The sequence below is a fragment of the Aliivibrio wodanis genome (assembly GCF_052920805.1).
The window spans coordinates 2624316-2644550 of sequence record NZ_JBREXA010000002.1; the positions used below are offsets into that span (position 1 = coordinate 2624316).

The 20235-nt window shown below is 40.6% G+C and carries 17 protein-coding genes and 1 pseudogene; 12 read left to right on the top strand and 6 right to left on the bottom strand.

Features of this window, described 5'->3' with window-relative positions; translation table 11 throughout:
- Positions 1-242: 242 nt before the first annotated feature.
- The 5 genes and pseudogenes from thiB to ACU5DF_RS20230 all read left to right on the top strand — a co-directional run bounded on the left by thiB (position 243) and on the right by ACU5DF_RS20230 (position 7467).
- Positions 243-1267: pseudogene (thiB, locus tag ACU5DF_RS20210) on the top strand (thiamine ABC transporter substrate binding subunit).
- A 43-nt stretch (positions 1268-1310) separates the two neighbouring features.
- Positions 1311-2924 (top strand): thiamine/thiamine pyrophosphate ABC transporter permease ThiP, encoded by a 1614-nt coding sequence (gene thiP / locus ACU5DF_RS20215; RefSeq protein WP_446713966.1) that lies wholly within the window; start codon positions 1311-1313, stop codon positions 2922-2924.
- Positions 2924-3628 (top strand): thiamine ABC transporter ATP-binding protein, encoded by a 705-nt coding sequence (gene thiQ / locus ACU5DF_RS20220; RefSeq protein ID WP_446713967.1) that lies wholly within the window; start codon positions 2924-2926, stop codon positions 3626-3628. The genes thiP and thiQ overlap by 1 nt, the downstream gene beginning before the upstream one ends.
- Positions 3629-3820: 192 nt before the next feature.
- Positions 3821-6730 (top strand): RNA polymerase-associated protein RapA, encoded by a 2910-nt coding sequence (gene rapA / locus ACU5DF_RS20225; RefSeq protein ID WP_446713968.1) that lies wholly within the window; start codon positions 3821-3823, stop codon positions 6728-6730.
- 2 nt (positions 6731-6732) lie between these two features.
- Positions 6733-7467, top strand: a complete 735-nt coding sequence (locus tag ACU5DF_RS20230) for a pseudouridine synthase (protein WP_446713969.1) — start codon at positions 6733-6735, stop codon at positions 7465-7467.
- Between the two features lie 81 nt (positions 7468-7548).
- On the opposite strand, the gene ACU5DF_RS20235 is transcribed toward ACU5DF_RS20230, so the two are convergent.
- The 4 genes from ACU5DF_RS20235 to argR all read right to left on the bottom strand — a co-directional run bounded on the left by ACU5DF_RS20235 (position 7549) and on the right by argR (position 12654).
- Positions 7549-7986 carry a universal stress protein gene (locus ACU5DF_RS20235; RefSeq protein ID WP_122032880.1) on the bottom strand — a complete coding sequence of 146 codons (438 nt, stop codon included), beginning with the start codon at positions 7984-7986 and terminating at the stop codon, positions 7549-7551.
- Between the two features lie 54 nt (positions 7987-8040).
- Positions 8041-10620 carry a TRAP transporter permease gene (locus ACU5DF_RS20240; RefSeq protein ID WP_446713970.1) on the bottom strand — a complete coding sequence of 860 codons (2580 nt, stop codon included), beginning with the start codon at positions 10618-10620 and terminating at the stop codon, positions 8041-8043.
- 231 nt (positions 10621-10851) lie between these two features.
- A complete protein-coding gene (locus tag ACU5DF_RS20245) occupies positions 10852-11826 on the bottom strand; it encodes a TAXI family TRAP transporter solute-binding subunit (protein WP_446713971.1) in 975 nt (324 codons plus the stop codon).
- A 357-nt stretch (positions 11827-12183) separates the two neighbouring features.
- The gene (gene argR / locus ACU5DF_RS20250) at positions 12184-12654 is read right to left on the bottom strand and encodes a transcriptional regulator ArgR (protein ID WP_446713972.1); all 471 of its coding nucleotides are present in this window, start codon (positions 12652-12654) and stop codon (positions 12184-12186) included.
- Between the two features lie 324 nt (positions 12655-12978).
- Here argR and mdh point away from each other — a divergent pair, with 324 nt between their 5' ends.
- Positions 12979-13914 carry a malate dehydrogenase gene (gene mdh / locus ACU5DF_RS20255; RefSeq protein ID WP_045103021.1) on the top strand — a complete coding sequence of 312 codons (936 nt, stop codon included), beginning with the start codon at positions 12979-12981 and terminating at the stop codon, positions 13912-13914.
- Positions 13915-14158: 244 nt separating this feature from the next.
- Here the strand turns inward: mdh and ispB are convergent, their stop codons facing one another.
- Complete coding sequence (ispB, locus tag ACU5DF_RS20260) at positions 14159-15130, bottom strand: octaprenyl diphosphate synthase (RefSeq protein WP_122032884.1); 972 nt, start codon at positions 15128-15130, stop codon at positions 14159-14161.
- 276 nt (positions 15131-15406) lie between these two features.
- Between ispB and rplU the strand changes: the two genes are divergently transcribed.
- The 6 genes from rplU (at position 15407) to folA (ending at position 19269) form a co-directional block, all read left to right on the top strand.
- Complete coding sequence (gene rplU, locus ACU5DF_RS20265; RefSeq protein WP_045103019.1) at positions 15407-15718, top strand: 50S ribosomal protein L21; 312 nt, start codon at positions 15407-15409, stop codon at positions 15716-15718.
- Between the two features lie 17 nt (positions 15719-15735).
- Positions 15736-15993, top strand: coding sequence for a 50S ribosomal protein L27 (gene rpmA, locus ACU5DF_RS20270; RefSeq protein WP_012549189.1), 258 nt, complete (start codon positions 15736-15738; stop codon positions 15991-15993).
- Between the two features lie 208 nt (positions 15994-16201).
- Positions 16202-17374 carry an Obg family GTPase CgtA gene (gene cgtA / locus ACU5DF_RS20275; RefSeq protein WP_446713973.1) on the top strand — a complete coding sequence of 391 codons (1173 nt, stop codon included), beginning with the start codon at positions 16202-16204 and terminating at the stop codon, positions 17372-17374.
- A gap of 131 nt (positions 17375-17505) precedes the next feature.
- Positions 17506-18273 (top strand): threonine/serine exporter family protein, encoded by a 768-nt coding sequence (locus ACU5DF_RS20280; RefSeq protein ID WP_446713974.1) that lies wholly within the window; start codon positions 17506-17508, stop codon positions 18271-18273.
- Positions 18273-18764: a threonine/serine exporter family protein gene (locus tag ACU5DF_RS20285; protein WP_446713975.1), complete on the top strand. Its 492-nt coding sequence runs from the start codon at positions 18273-18275 to the stop codon at positions 18762-18764. The genes ACU5DF_RS20280 and ACU5DF_RS20285 overlap by 1 nt, the downstream gene beginning before the upstream one ends.
- Before the next feature lie 25 nt (positions 18765-18789).
- Positions 18790-19269 carry a type 3 dihydrofolate reductase gene (gene folA, locus ACU5DF_RS20290; RefSeq protein WP_446713976.1) on the top strand — a complete coding sequence of 160 codons (480 nt, stop codon included), beginning with the start codon at positions 18790-18792 and terminating at the stop codon, positions 19267-19269.
- A gap of 99 nt (positions 19270-19368) precedes the next feature.
- Here the strand turns inward: folA and apaH are convergent, their stop codons facing one another.
- Complete coding sequence (gene apaH / locus ACU5DF_RS20295) at positions 19369-20190, bottom strand: bis(5'-nucleosyl)-tetraphosphatase (symmetrical) ApaH (RefSeq protein ID WP_446713977.1); 822 nt, start codon at positions 20188-20190, stop codon at positions 19369-19371.
- Positions 20191-20235 lie beyond the last annotated feature (45 nt).

Genomic DNA, 20235 nt, shown 5'->3' on the forward strand with positions numbered 1-20235 from the left:
GCTTAGAGAAAACCACTGGCTCATTGCTTGATTCACACATACAATATGGCCTCTCATCGGGGAGCAACCGATATCAACTAGTTATCTAGATTGGTATTCGCTGAGATTAGCAAGCATTGGATAATGCTCGCTTAAACCCGTACTACCTGACTCAGATAATGCTGGCGTAGGGATTGAGATGACATCCTCTTAGAGAATATCACCTTAATTCTGTGCCGCTCAAAAGGATGTAAGCGCACATAATGAACACTCTTTCTATTTCCTCTCCATTTAAACTATTACCGACAGCGTTAGCAATTGTCGCGGCGTCTTCTTTTTCTGTTTCTGCTGCAGATACAGAGACTCTAACCGTTTACACCTATGATTCTTTTGCGGCTGATTGGGGTCCAGGACCAACCATTGAAGCGGCTTTTGAAGCTCAATGTGGCTGTGATTTAAAATTAGTTGCTCTTGATGACGGTGTTTCTATTTTGAATCGACTTCGTTTAGAAGGGAGAAATGCCAAAGCAGATGTGGTGTTAGGGTTAGATAATAACTTAATGGCAGAAGCGAAGGCGACAGGTTTATTGGCTCAGCATCAAGTGAATACCGACTCTGTCACTTTACCGGGTGGTTGGAATGACACAACATTTGTTCCTTATGATTTCGGCTACTTTGCGTTTGTTTATAATAAAGAAAAAGTGGCAAATCCACCTCAAAAAGCCTAAAAGAATTAGTAGAACAGCGCGATGATCTAAAGGTGATCTATCAAGATCCAAGAACATCAACACCTGGGCAAGGACTATTACTTTGGATGAAGTCAGTCTATGGTGTTGAAGCACCGCAAGCATGGAAACAACTGGCTAAGAAAACAGTTACAGTAACCAAAGGTTGGTCTGAAGCTTACAGTATGTTCTTAGAAGGTGAGTCTGATTTAGTCTTATCTTATACCACTTCACCTGCATATCATTTGATTGCTGAAAAAGACGATAGATTTGCAGCAGCTAATTTTTCTGAAGGTCACTACACTCAAGTAGAAGTCGCAGCGAAAGTAAAAAACACTCAACATAATAAACTTGCTGATGAGTTCCTTACCTTTATTTTAACTGATAAGTTTCAATCAGCGATGCCAACGGGTAATTGGATGTACCCTGTGACTAATGTCGCTTTACCTGAGGGTTTTGATAGCTTAACAGTACCGAGTAAAGCTCTGTCATTTGATTCACAAGCGATTTCACAACAACGTAAATCATGGATCCGTGAGTGGCAACACGCCCTGACATTCTAATTTGAAATAAGGGGCACCGTTGTGCTCCTTTCTTTTGGCAATTATGAAAAATACCTCTTCTTATCATTCAGTTCCTTTATTGGGATATTTAATCGCGATTGTCATTATTGGCTTTGTTGGCGGAGCTATCAGTGCTCTGCTTTTAGAATCGCCAAGTTTGGATTTAAGTTTAGTTTGGTCAGATCCTTATTATCGCTATATTACTAAGTTCAGTTTATACCAAGCATTCCTTTCTACTTTATTTAGTATCAGTCTTGCGATCCCTACAGCATATGCCTTATCACGACGTCAATTTAAAGGTAGAGGCTTACTATTAAAGCTTTGTGCTACGACACTTGTGCTTCCTGCATTAGTGGGTGTTTTTGGCTTACTTTCTATCTATGGCAATAGCGGTTTAATCGCCGATCTATGTCAATGGTTTGGTTATTCTTTACCATTTTCAATTTATGGTCTAAATGGCATTTTACTCGCGCACGTTTTTTTTAATTACCCTTTCGCGACTCGGTTGTTTCTACAAAGTTTGGATTCTATTCCGACAGAGCAACATCAACTTTCAGCTCATTTAGGGTTAACGGGTTGGAGTAAATATCGATTGGTGGCATGGCCGAGAATAAAGCAGCAATTACCTCATGTGGCAGGCCTCGTATTCATGCTCTGCTTTACTAGTTTTGCAACGGTAATGGCATTAGGGGGCGGCCCAAAATCAACCACGATTGAATTGGCAATATATCAGGCGATCAAGTTTGATTTTGATTTGCAGGCGGGTGCTATTTTAGCTTTATGGCAGATGTTGCTATGTGGCGTACTTTCTTTATCTATTCAACGTTTTTCTAAATCGGTTGCTGTTGACTCGGCATCCATTTCTCAAGCGGTGCTGTATCAAGATTCAACCCAAGAAAAGTGGTGGGACAGAGGTTGGATTATATTACTGATACTCTTTTTATTACCGCCGTTACTGATGGTGGTGCTTAGTGGATTAAATTCTGAATTGATGACGGTGTTTAGTTCATCTGATTTTTGGTTAGCGTTAGCAAACTCATTAATAGTGGCTTTAGGGGCTGCCGTATTAGCTATGATATTTGGGGTTATCTTATTGCATACTACGCGTGCGTTAAGATTAAAGCAGAAGCGATTATGGGCAGACAAATTAGATCTGATAGGAACTATGATCTTAGTGACTCCGGGTTTGGTGATCAGTACTGGATTGTTTTTATTGCTCAGAAATATGACCGATGTGTTTTCTATTGCGATTTGGATAGTGGTCGTGGTGAATGCGCTTATGGCTCTGCCGTATGTAATAAAAACACTCGCACAACCTCTACTGCATATTGCGCAGCAATACCAATTGTTATCAGCAAGCTTAGGCCTTTATGGCTTTACTCGTTTTCGATTGATTGAATGGCGGGCATTAAGAAAACCCATGGCTCATGCATTTGCGATTGCCTTTATTATGTCGATTGGTGATTTAAGTGCGATTGCCTTGTTTGGCAGCCAAGAGTTTCGAACTTTGCCTTTGTATCTGTTTCAATTATTAGGTAGCTATCAAATGGAAGCCGCCGCAGTGGTATCCCTGAGTTTATTGCTATTAAGTGTAGGTGTATTTAGCGTGGTGGAGTGGTTATTCTTTTCTAAGCACAATCATAAAGGTGAATCGTAATGCTGAGTTTTTCGAATGTAAAATATCGTTATCATTCAGAATTATTTGAATTTGATTTAGATGTAAAAAAAGGTGATGTCGTCGCAATTCTTGGTCCTAGTGGGGCAGGAAAGAGCACCTTGTTGAGTTTATTGGCAGGGTTTATTAATCCAGAATCGGGTGATATTACGCTTAACGATATTTCGTTATTGCCACAAGACCCGCATCAGCGCCCGTTGTCGATGTTATTTCAAGAGCATAACTTATTTGCGCACCTCTCTATTACCGATAATATTGGTTTAGGGATTAAAGCGAATTTGCGATTAAGTGAGACCGAGAAAGGGCAAGTTATTCATGCTGCTCAACAAGTCGGAGTCGATGAATTATTACATCGCTTACCTGAACAGTTATCTGGTGGGCAAAAACAACGGGTAGCATTAGCTCGATGTTTAGTACAAAAAAAACCAGTATTGCTATTAGATGAACCTTTTTCTGCACTGGATCCTATGTTGCGTGAAGAGATGATTACTTTAATCAATCAACTCATTAAATCTCAGAATCTTACGGTGATGATGGTGACTCATAGTTTGCAGGATGCAAAAGCACTAGCCTCTCATTACGCTTTTGTGTGTGAGCATAAAATATTGAGTTCTGGAAAAGTATCTGAACTTACAACGCAAGATAACCCTTCGCAATTAGAGCGATATTTGCAAGCGGTAAAGTAAACTTTTCCCTCTCAAATTGGGTATAATCTACTACACTCAGTTTTATGATAAATAGGCGTGACCTAACTGCTGTCATACAGTAAGATTGGCGCCCTTTTGAACCTCGCCGTTTAAGGCTATCTATTCTCGGTTCATTATGAAACTCTCACTCTATATAAAATAAATAAACTAATTTTGAGGTGTATTACTACTATGTCATTTGCTTTGGGCCAACGTTGGATCAGTGATACAGAAAGTGATTTGGGTTTAGGAACAGTTGTTGCTGTTGATGATAGAACCGTATCCGTACTTTTTGCCGCATCAGAAGAAAATCGTTTATACGCAAGACACGATGCACCCGTTACCCGAGTGATGTTCAATAAGGGAGATACAATTGAAAGCCATGAAGGCTGGTCACTTGAAGTAGAAGAAGTTATTGAAGATGGTGGACTATTAACTTACATCGGTACGCGAATAGATACAGATGAAGTGAACGTTGTCCTTCGTGAAACGTTACTAAGCCATCAAATCCGCTTTAATAAGCCTCAAGATAAATTATTTGCAGGTCAAATTGATCGTATGGATCGCTTTGCATTGCGCTTTCGTGCACTCAAAAACCAGTATGAGCAACACAAAAATCCAATGCGTGGTTTGTGTGGTATGCGTGCAGGTTTAATTCCTCACCAACTATTTATCGCCCAAGAAGTCGGTCGTCGCTATGCCCCTCGCGTTTTATTAGCCGATGAAGTTGGTCTAGGTAAGACAATTGAAGCCGGTATGATTATTCATCAGCAAGTGCTTTCTGGCCGTGCTGAACGTGTGCTTATTGTGGTTCCTGAAACCCTGCAACATCAATGGTTAGTTGAAATGATGCGTCGCTTCAATTTGCATTTCTCTATCTTTGATGAAGAGCGTTGCATTGAATCTTACGCTGATTCAGAAAATCCATTTGATACGGCACAGCTTGTTTTATGTTCATTAGATTTTATTCGTAAGAGTAAGCGTCGTTTTGAGCAAGTGGTTGAAGCTGATTGGGATCTTCTTGTTGTCGATGAAGCGCATCACCTTGAGTGGAATCAAACAAAACCAAGTCGTGAATATCAAGTAATTGAAGCGATTGCAGAGGATACCGCTGGTGTTTTACTGCTAACAGCAACGCCTGAGCAATTAGGTCACGAAAGTCACTTTGCTCGTTTACGTTTGCTAGACCCAGATCGTTTCTACGATTACGATGCGTTTGTTGAAGAAGAGCGTCAATATCAGCCTGTTGCTGATGCCGTAACCGCATTAATGAGTGGTGATAAGCTATCAAATGAGGCGAAAAATCGCATTGCAGATCTGCTTTCTGAGCAAGATGCAGAGCCTCTATTTAGAATTATTGAATCTTCTACTTCAGAAGAAGAACAAGCACAGGCACGCCAAGAGTTAGTCGATAACTTAATGGACCGTCATGGTACTGGTCGTGTGTTATTCCGTAATACACGCGCAGCGATCAAAGGATTTCCACAAAGAAACCTTAATCTGATGCCAATGCCTCTACCATCGCAGTATGCAACCTCAATGCGCGTTGCGACTATGATGGGTGGCCGTATGAGCGATGAAGCTCGTGCAATGAAAATGCTTTATCCTGAAGAGATCTTCCAAGAGTTTGAAGGTGATAGTGCTACATGGTGGCAGTTTGATCCGCGTGTAAATTGGTTGCTTGAGTTACTAAAAGAAAACCGTAACGAAAAAGTATTAATTATTGCTTCTCGTGCTTCAACAGCATTGCAACTAGAGCAAGCATTACGTGAGCGTGAAGGTATTCGTGGGACAGTTTTCCATGAAGGCATGTCTATTATTGAACGAGATAAAGCCGCTGCTTATTTTGCACAAGAAGAAGGTGGCGCTCAGGTTCTTATCTGTTCAGAGATCGGTTCTGAAGGTCGTAACTTCCAGTTTGCTAATCAATTGGTCATGTTTGATTTACCGTTTAACCCTGATCTACTTGAGCAACGTATTGGTCGTTTGGACCGTATTGGTCAAAAACGTGATATTGAGATCCATGTGCCGTATTTACAAGGTACGTCTCAAGAATTATTAGCTCGTTGGTTTGATGAAGGCCTTAATGCTTTTGGTGAAACTTGTCCTACTGGTCGTGCTGTGTATGAAAAATTCTCTGATGCGATTATTGCAATTTTAGCGACAGGCAAATCGGATGGGCTAGAACCTCTTATTGAAGAATCAGCCGCATTAAATAAAGAATTAAAAGCGCAGTTAGAGCAAGGTCGAGACCGCTTATTGGAAGTGCATTCTAATGGTGGTGAAAAAGCAAAAGCACTTGCTGAGAAGATTGCCGCAACGGATGGTGATACGAACTTAGTTAATTTTGCATTAAACCTATTTGATACTATTGGCTTGAATCAGGATGACAAAGGCGAAAATGCCATTGTTGTTACTCCAGCAGAAAATATGTTGGTATCTAGCTACCCAGGTCTGCCTTATGAAGGTTGTACGATTACCTTTGATCGTGAAACTGCGCTTTCTCGTGAAGATATGAACTTGATCAGCTGGGAACACCCAATGATCCAAGGTGGTATTGATTTAGTTCTGACTGAAGGTGTGGGTGCAACAGCGGTTTCTTTATTAAAGAATAAAGCGTTGCCTGCAGGGACGTTATTGCTTGAGTTAGTTTATGTGGTGGATGCGCAAGCGCCTAAGCAAAGCGGTATTGGTCGCTTCTTACCGAAAACGCCAATTCGTCTAATGATGGATAGTAAAGGCAATGATCTATCGGCTCAGGTTGAGTTTGAAAGCTTTAACCGTCAACTAAGTCCTGTTAACCGTCATATGGCGAGTAAGCTTGTTAACTCAGTACAAAAAGAAATTCATGCGTTGATTGATACTGCTGAAGTCAGTATTGAAGATCGTATTGAAGCGGTTCGTGTTGATGCGAATACTGAGATGAAAGCAGCATTAAATGCAGAGCTAGAGCGTTTACAAGCATTGAAGGCGGTAAACCCAAATATCCGTGATGAAGAGTTAACTCAGATTGAAACCCAAATGAGTGAACTTTCAGGATACATAGGTAAAGCGCAAGTTCAGCTTGATTCACTGCGTTTGATCGTTGTGAGCCATAATTAATCATGGCAATGCTTGAATACAATCCACCAATGGAACCGCTTGATATTGTCTATCAAGATGAAGCGATTCTTGCGGTGAATAAACCTGCGGGATTACTTTCTAATCCCGGCAGGGCTCCAGAGCACTATGACAGTGTATGGTCCCGTGTTATCGCTGAGTTTCCAGAAGCTCAGCTTGTACACCGCCTTGATATGTCGACTTCTGGGCTAATGATTTTTGCTTTATATAAAGAAGCTGAAAGGCACATTAAAAAGCAATTTCAGTATCGCTTAACTCATAAAGTGTATTACGCACGAGTATGGGGAAAAGTCGAAAAAACAGAAGGGCATATCGATTTGCCGTTAATTTGTGATTGGCCAAATCGTCCTCGCCAAATGGTGTGTTACGAGCATGGAAAGCCATCACAAACGGGGTATCAAGTGATACAGGTTGAAGATAAGACAACATTAGTGCGCTTATTGCCGATCACGGGTCGCTCTCATCAACTGCGTGTACATATGATGGAAGAAGGGCATGAGATTATCGGAGATGAGTTTTATGCGTGTGAAGAGGCTCTGGCGTTTTCTGAGCGTTTGCAACTGCATTCTGCTGAACTGAGTTTTTATCATCCAGAAACCGATAAGTTCATCAGTTTATTTGCACCTTGTGAGTTTTATCCTGAGGCAAAATCAGGCGTATTAGATGCAATGAATATTGTACAGGTGAGACCTGATTATAAGACCTTACCTAAGCAGTAGCTTGAGTTTATATAAATAACAGAAAGGAGCCGAACGGCTCCTTTTTTATTGAGAGTAATAGTAGAAAATAATGATGGGAAGTTAGCCTTGTGGCTTAACTACCATTACGTTAATAGGTGAGTTTTCTACCACTTTACTTGCTACAGAGCCCAGCATTACTTTATCTATTTTTGAACGCTTATGGCTTGGCATAACGATTAAATCAGCACCAAGACGTTCTGCGTAATCTAAGATAGTGACGTAAGGTTTGCCTTCCGATACATGAACTTTGTATACCACTTCTTCATCAACAAATTTAGCGGCAAATTCGTTTAATTGAATAGAGACATCTTCTTTCATCTTCTTCGCGGCATCTTTAGGAAAGTAAGTAGAGACCATCGACATATGAATACCTGGTAAGACATTCAATAAATGCAGTTCTGCATTGGATTGTTTTGCATGCCAAACTGCTAACTCAACCGCTTTATCAGCAAAGCCTTTTTCATTTAAATCTACTGGAACCAATATTTGTTTATACATGATTTTTATTACCTAATTAGGGGAGGGTTGCTCCCCTAGATTCCATTCATTAATTTATGCCACCAAGTTTTCCTTTTTCGCTCGGCGACGCTGATTAAAGCCTAGTGCAAACAGTAGAAGTAGTGTTGGTACAAATACCCACTCTTTTAGAGGGCGTTCTGCATCAAGCACAACATTCTTTATTTCCCAGTCAAAATCAATTCCAGAAGCTTCGGCTGGACTGCCAAATTCAACCATATCTACAATCATCTTGTTATCTACTTTAGATAGCATTAGACCCATAGAGCTTACACGTTCATCACCAGTGACAGCTCGGTCTTCAAAAGGTAAGCGAACCGTTTTGCTAATGACGTCGCCCTCTAGATCTTGTCCTGTCACTTCTAATGTCAGTGATTGTCCCACATTTAGTCCTTCAGCAATTTGAGCGATCTCAATACCTTGATAATAATCTTTAGCAGGATAGATTTGATCCCACCAGAAACCAGGGCGGAATAGTGAGAAGGTGATCAATAATAGTAGTATGACTTCCCACCATTTTGTTTTCGTAAACCACCAGCCTTGTGTTGCGGCTGAGAAGGTCAACATAGCAATGATAGAGGAGATAATGGTTAGCGCTAAGTGCCACCAAGAATCAATCCCCATTAACAATAACTGAGTATTGAAAACAAACATGAAAGGTAAAATAGCGGTACGAATATCATAGGTAAAACCTTGAATACCAGTACGGATTGGGTCTGATTTTGCAATTGCGGCAGCAGCAAAAGCCGCAAGACCTACAGGTGGTGTATCATCGGCAAGAATACCAAAGTAGAACACAAATAAGTGAACGGCAATTAACGGGATAATCAGGCCGTGCGCGGCACCTAAGGTTACAATAACGGGAGCCATCAAGGTTGAAACAACAATATAGTTAGCCGTTGTTGGTAAACCCATACCTAAGATTAAGCTGATTACCGCAGTAAACAACAGCATAAGAATAATGCTACCACCAGAGATAAACTCTACAAAATCAGTCATTACTAGTCCGATACCAGTTAAGGTTACGACACCAACAACAATACCAGCCGCTGCAGTCGCAACACCAATACCAATCATGTTTCGAGCACCTGATACTAGGCTTTCTAGTAAATCACCAAATCCTTGTTTTATTTGTTCAACAGCATTGCCTTCTTTGGTAAAGAAACCAATTAATGGGCGCTGAGTCAGTAGAATGAAAATCATAAATACTGATGCCCAGAATGCAGATAAGCCTGGAGAGAAGCGTTCTACTGTTAAACACCATACCAATACGACGATAGGCAGTAAGAAGTGCAGACCAGACTTAATCGTTGGGCCTGGATCGGGAACTTCAGTCAGCTCTTCATCAATCGCCATCATGGCATGTTCCTGATATTTTGCTGAAATGCTAACTAAGCCTACATAAGCAAGTAATAGAGCAATGGTTACAATTGGCGTTGCGGCATCACCGAAGACATCTTTCGTCCAGCCAATACCGTAGTAAACCGCAGCACTCATAACACAAAGACCTAAAATAGTTCCAGTGAAAGAAAGTAAGCTGTGAAGTAACTTTGGTGTATGACGGCGAGGAAGACCTGTCATTCCCGCTTTACATGCTTCTAGGTGCACAATGTAAAGTAGAGCGATATAAGAGATTAGAGCAGGTAATAACGCGGCTTTAATAACTTCAACATAAGAGATACCAACGTATTCAACCATTAAGAATGCCGCAGCACCCATAATTGGTGGAGTAAGTTGACCATTGGTAGATGCAGCAACTTCGACTGCTCCCGCTTTTTCACCAGAGAAGCCAACACGCTTCATTAGTGGAATAGTAAAGGTACCGGTTGTTACTACGTTAGCGATAGAAGAGCCAGAGACTAGGCCTGATAAACCTGAAGCAACTACCGCCGCTTTTGCTGGGCCACCTTTCATATGACCAAGTAAAGAGAAGGCCACTTTAATAAAGTAAGCACCTGCACCTGCTTTTTCTAGCATGGCACCAAAAAGTACAAACAAGAATACAAATGAAGTCGAAACGCCTAGAGCAACACCAAAAACACCTTCAGTTGTTAACCATAGATGTGACATTGCTTTGTTTAGACTTGCGCCCTTGTGTGCAATTACATCTGGCATATGAGGGCCAGCAAAGGTGTAAAGCAAAAATACAGCAGCAACCACCATCAGTGGTGGACCTAAAGCGCGACGTGTTGCTTCAAGCAATAGCACCATACCTACGACTGAGGCAATAATATCTGGAGTTGTCGGAGCGCCAGAACGATCCGCAAGTTGTGCATAGAAAATATATATATAAGCGGCTGAAAAACTGCCTGCAAATGCAAGAGCCCAATCAACGGCTGGTATACGATCTCTCGGTGACTTTTTAAGAGCGGGATAAGCGGTGAAAGCTAAGAAAATAGCAAACGCTAAATGTATTGAACGTGCTTCAGTATCATTGAGTATGCCAAAATCAAAAATGAACGGTAAAGGGGAAGCATACCAAAGTTGGAACAGAGACCAACATAGTGGAACAAACCATAGAATACGGCCAGATAATCCTTGCGGTGAACGCGCACCAGTATCAGATTGGGCCACCATTTCTTGCACATCTTGTGACGTATTTGACGACTGCGTCATGTACTTTTCCTTAGTGATGGTCGAACCTAACACTCAATCATTAAGTATTAGATTACTGAATATAAGCCAATATATAGGCTAGAAAGAACCGATCTTCAAATCCGTTTTATTATTGATTGTTATCCGTTGCATGGAAAGATCAGGGATATTAGGAAGAACCGAAGAGACCAGTTGGCCTCTTCGGTTTATAACAACACTATTTGTAAAGGATAGTGTTACTTAGAAGAAATGCTATTTTAGTAGACCAACTTCTTTGTAGTATTTCACAGCACCTGGGTGTAGTGGGATAGAAAGACCTTCTTTTACCATGTCTTCTTTTTTCAGTGTTGCAAATGCTGGGTGCAGACGTTTGAACGTATTAAAGTTCTCAAACACTGCTTTTGCTACGCTGTAAGCGACTTCATCAGAAACATCAGAAGTTGTAACCATTGTTGCCGCAACACCAAAGCTATTTACATCACCTTCAGTGCCGCGGTACATACCTGCAGGTACTGTCGTATTGGCATAATAAGGGTTATCAGCAACGATCTTATCAATCTTAGGACCCGTAGCAGAGACTAACTTAGCATCACAAGAGGTTGTTGCTTCTTTGATTGAACCATTTGGGTGACCAACCATGTAGATGAATGCATCAATTTTGTTATCACAAAGAGCTTGTGAACGCTCAGAACCTTTTAGTTCAGAAGCCAGTTTAAAGCTATCGTTAGTCCAACCCATAGCATCCATAACAACACTCATGGTTGCACGGTCACCAGAACCTGGATTACCAATGTTTACACGTTTTCCTTCTAAATCAGCAACGTTGTTAATGCCTGAATCTGTACGAGCGATAATGTTAAAAGGTTCTGTATGAAGAGAGAACATTGCACGTAGTTTTTTGTAAGGGCCTTGAGCTTCAAATTTACTTGTGCCGTTATAGCCATGGTACTGCCAATCTGATTGAACGATACCAAAGTCAAGCTCGCCTGCACGGATAGTGTTTACGTTGTAGATTGAACCGCCTGTTGATTCAACAGAACAGCGAACATTATGCTCTTTACGATCTTTGTTCACTAATTTACAGATAGCACCACCAGTTGGGTAATAAACACCAGTTACTGAACCTGTACCAATCGTAATAAATTCTTGAGCGCTGACAGAACCCATGCTTGCACCGATCATTGCTGTTGCGATAGCGCTTGCTTTAATTACTTTTCCTAATGCCATGTTATTCCCTTCCTTTATTGTATGATGTTTACTTTATGCCTTGTAAGTCACAAGGTGATATAAGCAAAATCAGTATTTATTCACTTTTTAATATCAGTGTTTCGTTTCCTGTTACAGAAATGGCGTGCGAATGATAGCAAACTAATGCGTTACTTTTAAAATAGTGTTAAATAAAAACTATCAAAAGTGTGAAATAACTAACTAATGACAAGAATAATAATAGGAACCACTCCCGTACGATAACAATAAAGTAACATTTATTGTGAAGAATAGGGCAGAATAGTTAATGATGAGCATTCTATTATGAGATAAAACGCTCAAATATAGCGAGGTTGCTGATGGGGAATTTAGAAGGCGTTAAACAGAATATTCGAATAAGTCACATACTGAATCAAATAAATCAGCAATATCAACCTTCCTTGTTGGAGTAATAAAAATGGTATCGTCTCCAGCAACAACGCCTAAAATCCCTTCAGGTTTACCTAAAGAATCTAATAAGCGCGCAATAAGTTGAGCAGCCCCGGGGCCGGTGTGAATAACAACAAGTGCGCTGTTATAGTCAATATCCATTACGAGTTCACGTAAAGAGCTTGAAACTGTTGGTACACCAAGTTCAATGGGTAAACAATAAACCATTTCCATTTTGGCATTGCGAGTACGAACTGCTCCAAATTTTGTGAGCATACGCGAGACTTTTGATTGGTTGATGTTATCGAAACCAACGATACGGAGTGCATCGACAATCTCACCTTGTGAACCAAATCGTTCCGCTTTAAGAATAGATTTAAATTCTTTAATTAGTAGTTCTTGCTTTTCATTATTTCGCATACTATTTTGATTCTTTTTGCAATAATTCCTACTATTCTCGCATAATTATTTATTTATAACCAAGTCAAAATGGTATTTATGTGAATAATCACCAGGAGATTACTTTCCTCTCTTCCTTGTCTTTTTTCTGTTTTAGTTCATGTTTATTTGTGTGTTTTAAGGTAAATGTTTGAATGAATTTGTAGCACGCATAGGATGTCATTGCGTAAGGTCGCAAAGCGAAGCTAATAGGATTGAATTTCATTTGAGCTTGCTATAACGTCACTTTAGTTTGAAAGTAAATTAATAATAAAAATATACCTCTACTACTCAAGGAGAACGAATATGAAAGTTGCTGTTATTGGCGCCGCAGGAGGCATCGGGCAAGCGTTAGCATTACTTCTTAAGAACCGCTTACCAGCGGGATCAGATCTTGCTCTTTATGATATCGCACCAGTAACACCAGGTGTTGCTGCGGATCTTAGTCACATCCCAACACCTGTTTCCATCAAAGGTTATTGCGGTGAAGATCCAACACCCGCTCTTGATAATGCAGATGTTGTTTTAATTTCTGCAGGTGTTGCTCGTAAACCTGGAATGGATCGTTCAGATCTTTTCAATATTAACGCCGGTATTGTTAAGTCGTTAGCTGAAAAAATTGCAGTAACCTGTCCAAATGCATGTATCGGTATTATTACAAACCCGGTAAATACAACCGTTGCGATTGCTGCGGAAGTGCTAAAGAAAGCGGGTGTGTACGATAAAAACAAATTATTTGGCGTGACTACGCTAGATGTGATCCGTTCAGAAACATTTGTTGCTGAGTTAAAAGATAAAGATCCAGGCGAGATCCGCGTACCAGTTATTGGTGGTCACTCAGGCGTAACTATTCTTCCTCTTCTTTCTCAAGTTGAAGGTGTTGAGTTTACTGCAGAAGAAGTTGCGGCATTAACTCCTCGCATTCAAAATGCAGGGACGGAAGTTGTTGAAGCAAAAGCCGGTGGTGGTTCTGCGACACTTTCAATGGGTCAAGCGGCATGCCGTTTTGGTCTATCACTAGTGAAAGCATTAAGTGGTGAGAAAGGTGTTGTTGAATGCGCTTATGTTGAAGGTAATGGTGAGCACGCTCGCTTCTTCGCTCAGCCAATTCTTCTTGGTAAGAATGGCGTTGAAGAAATTCAATCTTATGGTGAACTGAGTGCATTTGAACAAGAAGCATTAGATAGCATGCTAGATACACTGAAAGCTGATATTAAAATTGGTGAAGAGTTCGTTAAGTAATACCAATTCCATTAATTATCTGATCATTATTACTGGTTAAATCACTAATAGCTGCGTTAAAAATTATTATTGTAGAATAACTACTTAGAATAATTTTCGTCTTACTCTTAAGTGATTCTCCTACGTAATAAATAGGTCATCTAATTAGTTACATTGGTATAATGAATAATTGTCGATTTATGAAAAGAGAAAAGGGCAGATAGTGAATATCTGCCCTTTTTATTCTTATTTTTAAGTGTAAATGTTACTTACTGCGTTTAACTGCTAAGTGAGCCAGTGCTTTTAACGCTTCTTTATAATCTGATTCAGGCAGTATATTTAGTTCCGCAATCGCTTTATCTGCTTCTTCATCTGCTTTTAACTTAGTGTACTCTAATGAACCCACTTCTTTCATACAGGCTAAGATAGGCTCTAGTTTATCGAGTCCATTTCCTTGCTCAATAGCTTCACGGATCATCGCTGCTTGCTCAGCATTGCCGTGATTCATTGCATGCAGTAAAGGAAGGGTTGGCTTACCTTCTGCGAGATCATCGCCAACATTTTTTCCCATGTCTTCCCCATCTGAAGTGTAATCCATCACATCATCGATCAACTGGAAAGCCGTGCCGAGGTATTTACCGTAATTTTGTAGAGCGGTTTCGATCTCTTGTGGTGCGTCATTTAAGATCGCCCCGATCTGGGTTGCGGCTTCAAATAAGCGAGCTGTTTTGGAATAGATCACCTGCATGTAGCTTTCTTCAGTCGTATTAGGATCATTACAGTTCATTAATTGAAGCACTTCACCTTCGGCGATCACGTTAACAGACTCACTCATTAGGCTCAGGATCTTAATTGATCCTAAACTTGTCATCATCTGAAAAGAGCGAGTGTAGATAAAATCACCAACGAGTACACTTGCGGCATTGCCGAATTCAGCATTTGCGGTTGCTTTGCCACGACGCATATCTGATTCATCAACAACATCATCATGAAGCAAAGTTGCGGTATGAATAAATTCAATGAAAGCCGCTGCCATAGTGTGATCTTTGCCTTCATACCCAAGCGCTTTTGCAGATAAAATTGCTAAGACTGGACGTAGGCGTTTACCGCCTCCGCTTACAATATAAAAACCGAGTTGGTTGATAAGCGCAACATCTGAATTGAGTTGAGCTAAGATGGTCTCATTTACGATTGCCATGTCATCAGCCGTGAGGGCTTGGATAGCTTTAAAATCCATTATTCTTCCAGCAGGGTTAGGGCCTAAAATAGGCTTAATTGTAATAAGTCGTTAATTAAATAATACACTAAATAGAGGGTGGCAATACAGTCGAAAATTCCTCTCTTTTGGGCGATTCATTATTTCGTTTATCTTTTCATCATTTTTCTTCATTTTTGGGTTGTCAGATTGAAATCATTCGCGTAGAATCCACGCCCTATTGATGACAAGTTTAACGCACACCAAAATTGTTGAGTAAACAAAATAAATGGTAGTGCGAAAGTAGCGGAGTAAAATATGTACGCTGTTTTCCAATCTGGTGGTAAACAACACCGTGTAAGTGAAGGTCAAACTCTTCGCTTGGAAAAATTAGACGTTGAGACTGGCGCAACAGTTGATTTCGACAACGTTCTTATGATTGCTGATGGTGAAGAAATCACTGTTGGTGCACCTCTAGTAGCTGGCGGTAAAGTGACTGCGGAAGTAGTTCAGCACGGTCGTGGCGATAAAATTAAAATCGTTAAGTTCCGTCGTCGTAAGCATTCTCGTAAGCAGCAGGGCCATCGTCAATGGTTCACTGAAGTCAGAATCACTGGCATCAGCGCTTAATTTAAGGAGAATAACAAATGGCACATAAAAAAGCTGGCGGTTCTACTCGTAACGGCCGCGATTCAGAAAGTAAACGTCTTGGTGTTAAGCGTTTCGGTGGCGAATCTGTTCTTGCAGGTAACATCATCGTACGTCAACGTGGTACTAAATTCCACGCTGGTACTAACGTAGGCATCGGTAAAGACCATACTCTTTTCGCTCTATCTGAAGGTAAAGTGAAGTTTGAAGTTAAAGGTCCTAAAAACCGTAAATTCGTTTCTATCGACGCTGAATAATCGTTTTAGAAATTAATTCTAAAAGCCCTGCCTTATGGCGGGGCTTTTTATTTATAGATAGTCACCAGTTAAATGTTTTATCAGTTTAAAATCAGTAAATGAATTTAGGTGCTAAAATAATTAATTAGTGACTATATCGATATATTACGTAGCGTAAAGATCATAGAAGATCCACTCTCGAGTACCACGCTACATCTCGGAGAAGAAAATGAAATTCGTTGATGAAGCGACAATTAAAGTAGATGCCGGCGACGGCGGTAATGGCACAGTTAGTTTTTGGCGTGAAAAATTCATTGCAAAAGGCGGCCCTGATGGCGGCGATGGCGGCGACGGTGGTGATGTTTACCTAGAAGCTGATGAAAACCTAAATACCCTAATCGATTACCGTTTTAACCGTTTCTATGATGCAGAACGTGGTACAAATGGTAGCGGTGGTAACTGTACTGGTAAACGTGGTGCTGATATTACACTTAAAGTGCCTGTAGGTACTCGTGCAATCGATATCGATACTGGTGAGAAAGTTGCAGAGCTAATGGCTCATGGCATGAAAATCATGGTAGCTAAAGGTGGTTGGCATGGTTTAGGTAACACGCGTTTCAAATCATCTGTAAACCGTGCTCCTCGTCAAAAGACATTAGGAACAAAAGGTGAGGTTCGTGAACTTCGTCTAGAGCTTCTTTTACTTGCTGATGTAGGTATGCTTGGTCTGCCTAATGCAGGTAAATCTACTTTCATTCGTGCAGTATCGGCAGCAAAACCAAAAGTAGCGGATTACCCATTTACTACGCTTATTCCTAGCCTAGGTGTAGTTCGTGCTCGCGGTAACAAGAGTTTCGTTGTTGCAGATATTCCAGGTCTAATTGAAGGTGCAGCTGATGGTGCTGGCTTAGGTGTTCGTTTCTTGAAGCACCTTGAGCGCTGTCGTGTACTACTTCACGTAATTGATATTCTTCCTATCGATGGCAGTGATCCGGTGCAAAATGCACTAACTATCATTGATGAGTTAGAGCAGTACAGTGAAAAAGTAGCGGGTAAGCCTCGTTGGTTATTATTTAACAAAACCGATCTTCTATTAGAAGAAGAAGCTAACGAGAAGATCAACGAGATCCTAGAAGCGCTTGCTTGGGATGGTCGTCACTTTAAAATTGCAGCAGTAAGTCGTACTGGTACTCAAGAAGTATGTGATGAACTGTCTGACTTTATGGATACTCTACCGAAAGAGATTCGGACTGATGAAGAAAAAGCAGCAGATAAAGTCGACTTCATGTGGGACGATTACCATAAAGATGCAATCTCTGGTCAAAATATAGTTACAGAAGATGACGACGATGATTGGGATGATGAAGAAGATGATGGTCACGTTATTTACGTTCGTGATTAGTCGCTCTTAGCTTAATTAAGATAATTACTATAAAAAACCGCACTTGTTGCGGTTTTTTTTATTTAAGTCATTAAACAAAAAAATGAAAGGATTAGAATAAGCGTTTATTTTATTAATGATTGCGAATAGTAATGGACGAAAAGCAAAGGGAAATATCACGCTTGGTAGCAAAGGCTGGCCAAATGTTATTGCAGCATGGTGCAGAGAGTAGCTTGGTCGCAGATGTAAGTCGACGCTTAGGAATTGCAGTTGGAGCGGATGATGTAGAGATTTCATTATCGGCAAGTTCATTAGTCATTACAACAATGATGAACGAACACTGTATGACGACAGCTCGAAGAGCGCCTGATCGCGGGATTAATATGCGAGCAGTTACAGAGATCCAACGGATCTGTATTATGTCTGAAAAAGGTTTGTTAGATTGCCATGAAGCTGCTATTAAATTAGATGCGATCAGTCCAGAAAGATATAACCGTTGGCTTGTGGTTGTTATGATCGGATTGTCTTGTGCTAGTTTTAGCCGTTTAGCTGGTGGTGACTGGCCTGTATTTATGATGACGTTTCTTGCGTCCTCTTTAGGAATGATTGTTCGACAAGAAATCGGGCATCGACATTTTAATCCTCTACTTAACTTTGGCATTACTGCTTTTGTTACTACCCTCATCTCTTCCCAAGCTGTTATTTATCATATTGGTAATACTCCCTTTCTTGCAATGGCTTCTTCTGTTTTGATGCTAGTTCCCGGTTTTCCATTAATTAATGCGGTCGCTGATATGGTGAAAGGTTATGTCAATATGGGGATTGCACGTTGGACATTTGCTACCTTACTAACGTTATCAACAAGTATAGGTATTGTTGGTGCCATGAATTTGGTTGGTGTCTGGGGATGGATTAACTAATGGATAGCGTAACAATGAGTTCTATTTTTGATTTATTTCTAGCGTTATTAAACGACATGTTTTTTGCAATGATCCCTGCTGTAGGTTTTGCTCTGGTTTTCAATGTTCCAGTGAAAGCATTAAAGTATTGTGCCGTTGGCGGTGCTATAGGGCATGGAACTCGATTTTTGTTGATGCATTATGGCGTTCCATTAGAGTGGGCTACGCTTTGTGCTGCAACGATAGTTGGGATAATTGGAGTGCATTGGTCACATCGATTTTTGGCTCATCCAAAAGTGTTTACTGTCGCCGCATTAATTCCAATGATCCCTGGAGTCTTTGCTTTTAAAGCGATGATCGCAGTCGTCGAAATTAACCACCTTGGTTATTCTCCAGAGTTATGGGCATTGATGATCGATAATCTAATTAAAACGTTATTTACGATTGCGGCATTAGCTATTGGTCTTGCTATGCCTGGTTTACTGTTTTACCGTAGAAAGTCGATTGTTTAGGTGTTTAGTAATATAAGGAATAACTGTGAAAATTAGCATGATTGCCGCAATGGCAAAGAACCGAATTATTGGTATTGAGAATCAAATGCCATGGCACTTACCCGCTGATTTTGTATGGTTTAAGAAATGCACTATGGGCAAGCCAATCGTGATGGGGCGTAAAACCTATGAATCGATTGGTCGTCCTTTACCGGGTCGTTTAAATATTGTATTAAGTCGTGATACGAGCTTGAAGATTGAAGGTGTTACTTGTGTGACTTCAATTGATGAAGCTAAACAAGTCGCTGGTGATATTGAAGAGCTAATGATCATTGGTGGTGGTTCTATCTACCAAGCATGCCTCTCTGATGCTGATAAATTGTATCTTACGTTTATCGATGCTGATATTGATGGTGACACTCAATTCCCAGATTGGGGTGAGGGATGGAAGCAGACTCATTCTGAAACGTATTCGAAAGATGAAAAGAATAAGTACGATATGGAGTTTGTGGTTTTAGAACGATAGAGACTATACGCTGCGCTAACTAGAAACTATAAGAGCGATCTACATTCAGGTCTTGCTCTTATAGAAGCGAAGCGGTCTAGTTAGCGAAGCGTATCGTTTCTAGCTCAACGCTTTTTGAGTAAAATACTTCCCATCATCAACACGATACATCGTCATATACTCCCCCCAGACACAACCTGTATCCAACGCTATCACATCATTCCCTTCATAACCCATCAATGCAGCCCAGTGGCCAAATATGACTTTATGAGTCAGAGGAAGACGAGAGCTTAACTCAAACCACGGTACTAATTTATCTTTATCTTCTGATGATAAGTCTTGTGGAGGTTGTTTACAGTCCATATCTAAACTTGCGTCGTGGAAACAGAAACGCATGCGTGTGAAAGCATTGATAATATAGCGATAGCGCTCAATACCAGTAAGATCTTCTCGCCATAAATCGGGTTGGTTTTCGTACATGTTCTCTAATAACCAAGTCCATTTATCCGATTGTAAAACCGCTTCAACTTCACGAGCGCATTTAATCGCGGTATTAATGTCCCATTGAGGAGAAATACCTGCATGAGTCATAACAACTTTATGTTCAGTGTGAATTGCCAGTAATGGCTGTTGGCGTAGCCAAATTAATAACTCTTTGCTATCTGGAGCCGAGAAAATAGGGGCTGTTTTATCTTTTTCTTTTACACGAGAAATGCCTTGAGAGACGGCAAGTAAATGCAGATCATGATTGCCAAGAATAGTAACTGCTGCTGTCCCTAATGATTTCACAAAGCGAAGGGTTTCTAATGATTTTGGACCGCGAGCAACGAGATCTCCCGTTAACCATAGTTGGTCTTTTTCTTTATCAAAGCTAACTTGGTTTAACAATAATAATAGTTCGTCTAGGCATCCTTGAATATCACCTACAAAATAGGTCGCCATGTCTCTTTCCTCTAATCATTAAAGCGTAGATAGAAAAAAGGTGAC

What these genes read in the sequence shown, in the direction of transcription:
- apaH (WP_446713977.1), bottom strand. Translation starts at nt 20,190, where the DNA reads ATGGCGACCTATTTTGTAGGTGATATTCAAGGATGCCTAGACGAACTA.
- rpmA (WP_012549189.1), top strand. Translation starts at nt 15,736, where the DNA reads ATGGCACATAAAAAAGCTGGCGGTTCTACTCGTAACGGCCGCGATTCA.
- ACU5DF_RS20240 (WP_446713970.1), bottom strand. Translation starts at nt 10,620, where the DNA reads ATGACGCAGTCGTCAAATACGTCACAAGATGTGCAAGAAATGGTGGCC.
- mdh (WP_045103021.1), top strand. Translation starts at nt 12,979, where the DNA reads ATGAAAGTTGCTGTTATTGGCGCCGCAGGAGGCATCGGGCAAGCGTTA.
- argR (WP_446713972.1), bottom strand. Translation starts at nt 12,654, where the DNA reads ATGCGAAATAATGAAAAGCAAGAACTACTAATTAAAGAATTTAAATCT.
- thiQ (WP_446713967.1), top strand. Translation starts at nt 2,924, where the DNA reads ATGCTGAGTTTTTCGAATGTAAAATATCGTTATCATTCAGAATTATTT.
- cgtA (WP_446713973.1), top strand. Translation starts at nt 16,202, where the DNA reads ATGAAATTCGTTGATGAAGCGACAATTAAAGTAGATGCCGGCGACGGC.
- ACU5DF_RS20230 (WP_446713969.1), top strand. Translation starts at nt 6,733, where the DNA reads ATGGCAATGCTTGAATACAATCCACCAATGGAACCGCTTGATATTGTC.
- rapA (WP_446713968.1), top strand. Translation starts at nt 3,821, where the DNA reads ATGTCATTTGCTTTGGGCCAACGTTGGATCAGTGATACAGAAAGTGAT.
- ispB (WP_122032884.1), bottom strand. Translation starts at nt 15,130, where the DNA reads ATGGATTTTAAAGCTATCCAAGCCCTCACGGCTGATGACATGGCAATC.
- ACU5DF_RS20280 (WP_446713974.1), top strand. Translation starts at nt 17,506, where the DNA reads ATGGACGAAAAGCAAAGGGAAATATCACGCTTGGTAGCAAAGGCTGGC.
- ACU5DF_RS20285 (WP_446713975.1), top strand. Translation starts at nt 18,273, where the DNA reads ATGGATAGCGTAACAATGAGTTCTATTTTTGATTTATTTCTAGCGTTA.
- ACU5DF_RS20235 (WP_122032880.1), bottom strand. Translation starts at nt 7,986, where the DNA reads ATGTATAAACAAATATTGGTTCCAGTAGATTTAAATGAAAAAGGCTTT.
- thiP (WP_446713966.1), top strand. Translation starts at nt 1,311, where the DNA reads ATGAAAAATACCTCTTCTTATCATTCAGTTCCTTTATTGGGATATTTA.
- ACU5DF_RS20245 (WP_446713971.1), bottom strand. Translation starts at nt 11,826, where the DNA reads ATGGCATTAGGAAAAGTAATTAAAGCAAGCGCTATCGCAACAGCAATG.
- rplU (WP_045103019.1), top strand. Translation starts at nt 15,407, where the DNA reads ATGTACGCTGTTTTCCAATCTGGTGGTAAACAACACCGTGTAAGTGAA.